We start from the raw sequence: 5,536 nt of genomic DNA on the forward strand, positions 1-5,536 counted from the left end.
TTAAACTGTTCAGTATTTTGGATGATGATAAGAAAAACTACCTTTCAGTCTCAGCGATTCATGATGAGCAGGGATATCAAGATATACGTCAAATGTTATCTCAACAGTACAATCTTTCCAATCTTGAGCCCAATATTCAGATCCATCGGGTTGAAGTCAGCGGCGATCGCTCACTTACCCTACAACATATTCCCACCAATCAAATGCCTTTAGCTAAAAGTTGCCAGGAAGTGGTAAAGCATTTACATCGGCTCTGGGGATTTGATATCAGATTGGAAGAGGTTAACGAGCAAGGCATAGCCACGATTATTGCCGCTTGTCCCGACAAGCAAAAGGAGTCAGATGACCTATAGAGCGATAAACACTGGCCACAAAAAAAGCGCCAACAGGCGCTTTAAACATTTACTTATAAAGATTATGCGAATGTGAAATCAACATGCTCAATAAGAGTCTTGAATGCGTGACGCTGCATTGCCTGTACACGAACCTTCACTTCTTTACCATCGACAGCGATAGTCAGAACGTCAGTGTAGAATTCTTTGTTTTCTTGAATGTTGATGATATCTTTTTGGGCAAACTTGATAGAGATAGGCTCTTTACCAGCACCATAGATAACAGCAGGAACTTTGTCCGCATGACGTAGGCGGCGGCTCGAACCTTTCCCGATTTCAGTGCGGATTTCAGCAGCAATTGTATAAGACATGTTTTTCTCACTTAAAAAGTAATATTAATTTCAGAGTGTCCTTACTTTCGACCAGCAAGGACGTTTTTACGCGGCGAAATAGTAACATAACGCCATAGGCCTAACAAACTGTTTATTATGGCGCGCGTAAAGAGTCATCCATTATTTATGACCAAGAACGGACCGGCCCAGTATCGACATGAATAAATCCAGATCTTGGGTAATAGCCGACACCGCCTAACTTAAGTTCAATGGCCGCATCACGCAGATGACTCAACTTCACATCCTTAAGCGCAATATCCATCGCCATGCCTCTCATGTGATAGCTCTTCTTGGCTACAGCACTGCTTTTAGCCGCTAACATGGCGTTAGTCTTAGGTGAACGATATCCGGAGATAACATTGAATTCTTGCTCTATGTTAAGCGATTCTTTGAGCTTAAATAGTAAGTCATAGAGACGTTTATCCATAGGCGCCGATTCATTGCGCCTATGATCTCTCAAGATATGACTAAAATCTGACAAAATCTCACTTTGGTAATTTCCATCAACCCAATAGCTTCCTTGCCCACGTTCCCCAGTATGCAAATTGTGTAAACCTAAACTACGAACGCCTTGCGTCGAACGACTTGCATAAACTTTAGAAGGAACCATCGAAATCATTGCTGCGCCACTAAGACCTAGCAACAACTGCCTACGAGTTGGACATACTACAGACACACAACCACCCTGATCATTTTTTAACCAAAAACAGATGACAAATTAAACTGAAAGCTGACAAATATCAAGTGAACAATAAAAAATGTGTGGGTGAGAATGACAGGCTTATGGGGATGCCAAGTTAAGTGTAGAATTTTTATGGTATATATCGTTTCTAAATTGAGCAACAGCCCATTTATCGACCCAAGCGGTCCAGTAAACCAGATGAATGGGTAAACTCTGCTCTAAAGAAAACCATTGAGTCTTTTGACGTTCAGCCTGCATCTCGACCCAGGTCTGCTTATCTATAACCAAATTTGATGCCATCCAGTTAGCCAGTTCCTCGACCTTATCGATACGTATACATCCGGATGAAAGTGCACGATTGGACTCTGCAAACAACGCCTTGTCAGCGGTATCGTGTAGGTAGACACTGTATTTATTCTTAAAGTAAAATTTATAGCGTCCTAAGGTATTGCCCTCTCCTGGCTTTTGAACGAGGCGATAAGGAAAACGACCATGGGCTAAATCTTGCCACTCTTGCGCGGTTTTACTCACCATTTCCCCCTGATTATCGAAAACATTGAAATTTCCATCCTGAATATAACCGCCATTTTTCCTGACCTTAGGTAATAAATCTCGAGTTAATAAACTCCTGGGGACATGCCAGCTTGGGTTTATCACTAGGTTTGAAATTCGACTGCTTAACAAGGGAGTTTGACGATAAGGTTTACCGACTATCACCCGAGACTGCAACGCCACTTGACCATTGTCGATAAGTTCTAACTCAAATGCAGGAATGTTGATAATTAAAAAACTAGGCTCTATGGAGGCTAAGTAACGGGTCTTATTTATAAAATTAATCGCTAACAACTCAGCCCGTTTCACGGGCTTAATATTGATCCAGCGTAGCGTTTTAGGACCAATAATTCCGTCTATTTTCAAGCCATGACGCTGTTGAAAAAGTCTAACCGAATTTTTAACATTAGCATCAAACAGGGTACTGAGCGGATTGTACTCTGCCATATCGCCAAGCCCTTTTAATCTGCGACTGATTTCAGGTAGCAAGCGATATTTATGGCCCTGCTTTAACCAAGAGCTGGAGGCTAATTCACTCCAGTCCCCTTGCTGATCTAGCCAGAGTAAGTAGCGGATCTTATTACTCGTGGCTAGATAGTCCTTAGAGAGCGGCTCCAAAGCGAGCACCTGTTGAAGCAAATTATCCGAGTGTTTCATGTTCATTGCGTTGGTGGGGATCCCTAGGGATGCCCAAAATTGCTGCAGTTCAGATTTAATCCGCTCGACTCTGGCTCGTTTTAGCTCCATGGGCCCTAAGGTCAATGCCCTATAATCTTGTTCAATTTTCTTTGATGGTTTAATTAATCGTACAAATTGAACTTGATAGATCAATGAATTAAATGCGGCTTCAGAGCGTTCCATAGCAAGGAGTGGTCTGGTACAGAACAACATAATTAAGAGCACGAACACAATGGCACTCGAACACCTTGTAAACATAAATTCACCTCCATGACCGACAGATGCAATCTCCGAATATTTCACCAAATTTAAACATATTTGGCGAGTGGTTTAAGTATGGCAAAATTTAAGATGGGCTGAGTAGAATACGAAAGGAAGATTACCTAGGTCACAGGACAAACGGTTTAAATACATAATCCTAAAATTAGGGAAGTTATCAAATTCTAGTCTACACTCAGTTAATCGAAGACCTCTCGCCTCAATCCCAAGGACGGTATATGAATGATGAGAAAATGGATCTGCACGTAAGCAAAATTCTCATCGTTGATGATCTGCGCAATAATAGCATCGCTTTGGCGAAGGTATTGCAGCCCTTAACCAATATCCAGCTTGTACTGGCCTGCTCAGGCAGCGAGGCATTATCTAAGCTGATAAATGATAAATTTGCAGTCGTCTTACTCGACGTTAACATGCCAGACATGGATGGCTATGAGGTTGCTGAGTTAATTTCTGCTACCGAAGCCCATAAACATACTCCTATCGTCATGTTGACGGCCCACGACCCCTCCGCAGCCGATATATTAAAAGCTTACGAAGCCGGTGCCATAGACTATTTGACCAAGCCGATTGAAAGCACGATTTTACTCAGCAAGGTCAAACAGTTTGTAAAAATTGACCAACTACAATCAAAAACCCATTACTTGAAGAGTGAACGAGAAGTTATTCTTGAAGCTGCGGGTCAAGGGGTCATTAAAGTCGATAAAAAAGGAGACATACAATTCTCCAACTCCAAGGCATGCCAAATACTAGATACTGAGCCCAAAAAGATTCTGGGGGCGGCTTTTAATCTGTGGTTTCAGTGGCAAGCCAACGAGATAAGAGGCCAGACTCTGTTCCAGCACCTTAAAGATAAAGTCACAAAACTAGGGCTGTATCAGCATCAAGTCGCTCAATTAATCAATCACAAAAATGAGAATTTACAGGTCGAATTGACATGTACTTCTGCCATGCAACATGCAGATTCTTCCATGATCATCCTTTTCCAAGACATCACAGCAAGGCTCGAAATGGAAAGTCGCCTGGTCCATTTAGCCAGTTACGATACATTAACTCAGCTAGTGAATAGGACCTACTTTCACGATAGACTTGCCCAGGCAATCAAGCGTTCGAAACGCTATAATACTTCGATAGTATTACTTCTCTTAGATTTGGACCGTTTCAAGCTAATCAATGACACCTTAGGCCATGATATCGGTGATGCCCTACTCCAAAAAATTTCAATACGGCTTAAATCTATGCTTAGAGAGACGGATATCGCTGCTAGATTAGGGGGTGATGAATTTGCAATCTTACTCGAAGATTGCAATTCGAATATCGATGCAGAGGAGATCGCCAAAAAAATTGGTACCCTTATCGCTGTGCCATGCATTATAGAAGACAAAGAGATTTCAATAGAGACGAGTATCGGCATCTCCTGCTGCAATAATGGCGCGCCAGATAAAGCAACGTTACTCAAGTGGGCCGATATCGCCTTATATGCCGCTAAAGCGGCAGGAAGAAACTGTTACCAGATTTTTGTTCCTTCGATGTCGGAGCAGGCTAAAAAGCAGGCTTACATACAGAACCAATTACGTCAGATCTTAGAACGTAAACAGCTAGAAGTGTATTATCAAGGCCAATATTCCATCGAAGAGGATAGATTCATAGGCTTTGAAGCCCTAGTCAGATGGCCACAAATAGATAACCAACCTCGTATTTCACCAGCACAATTCATTCCCATCGCCGAACAGTCCAGACTCATATATGACTTAGGCCAAGCAGTCCTTATACAGGCCTGTACCTTACTACAAGAGTGGCAAGAATCTATTCATACCCGCCATCTCACCCTCGCGGTTAATCTATCAGCCAAACAGCTTAATGCTCACGATTTTTTAGATCGACTCGAAGATATACTTTGTCGCTTCAAGTTTCCATTTTCTAAACTCACATTTGAGATCACAGAAACTGCATTTTTGGAGCATTCTGAATGTGTAACAAGAACCGTGAATACCCTTAAATCCATGGGTTTTTTGCTCGCTCTCGATGATTTTGGCACCGGATACTCCTCACTGAATTACTTACAGAATTTACCCTTCGATATAATCAAAATTGATCAATGCTTTATTCAACGTCTAGGGACATGCGATAAGACATGGGCTTTAGTTAAAGCTATCATAACCATTGCAGATGCATTCGACATGAGTATAGTCGCAGAAGGCGTCGAGTCTAAGAAGCAACTGGACAGTGTTATAGCCCTAGGTTGTGACAAAATTCAAGGATACTATTTTAGTAAGCCTATCGCCAAGGAACAGATTGATTCACTCATCTCATCTACTGCTCCAGTTTGCCCTTTAAAACTAACGGTCAATAGAAATACCAACTGAAAAATGATGATACCCGAGGCCAGTCTTAGAAGTAGAGAGTTGAATAGGCGCGTGCCCGCTCTTATCAAGAGAAGAGTAGCGAGGGATTTTAAATCTTGTTTAGGATATTCAAGTACAAAAAAGCCCTGACTATTGTCAGGGCTTAAATGATGGTACCCGAGGCCGGACTTGAACCGGCACGTGCCCTATCAAGAGTAGCGAGGGATTTTAAATCTTGTTTAGGATATTCAAGTACAAAAAAGCCCTGACTATTGTCAG

Annotated in this window: 5 protein-coding genes; 2 read left to right on the forward strand and 3 right to left on the reverse strand. The window is 42.0% G+C overall.

Going from position 1 to position 5,536, the window contains the following annotated elements; all coding sequences use genetic code 11:
* On the forward strand, positions 1–353 hold a 353-nt coding region (locus HRU42_RS20335; protein WP_295033827.1), incomplete at its 5' end, for a SpoVR family protein.
* 62 nt (positions 354–415) lie between these two features.
* Here HRU42_RS20335 and rplY read toward each other — a convergent pair.
* The 3 genes from rplY to HRU42_RS20350 form a co-directional block, all read right to left on the reverse strand.
* Positions 416–703, reverse strand: a complete 288-nt coding sequence (gene rplY / locus HRU42_RS20340) for a 50S ribosomal protein L25 (protein WP_295033829.1) — start codon at positions 701–703, stop codon at positions 416–418.
* Positions 704–848: 145 nt separating this feature from the next.
* Entirely contained in the window at positions 849–1,400 is a 552-nt protein-coding gene (locus HRU42_RS20345; protein ID WP_295033831.1) for a DUF882 domain-containing protein, read from the reverse strand.
* A 105-nt stretch (positions 1,401–1,505) separates the two neighbouring features.
* A complete protein-coding gene (locus HRU42_RS20350; RefSeq protein ID WP_295033832.1) occupies positions 1,506–2,894 on the reverse strand; it encodes a L,D-transpeptidase family protein in 1,389 nt (462 codons plus the stop codon).
* Between the two features lie 239 nt (positions 2,895–3,133).
* Here HRU42_RS20350 and HRU42_RS20355 point away from each other — a divergent pair, with 239 nt between their 5' ends.
* Entirely contained in the window at positions 3,134–5,278 is a 2,145-nt protein-coding gene (locus tag HRU42_RS20355; protein WP_295033834.1) for an EAL domain-containing protein, read from the forward strand.
* Positions 5,279–5,536: the final 258 nt, after the last annotated feature.

The sequence above is a fragment of the Shewanella sp. genome, assembly GCF_013214165.1.
Classification (GTDB): Bacteria; Pseudomonadota; Gammaproteobacteria; order Enterobacterales; family Shewanellaceae; genus Shewanella.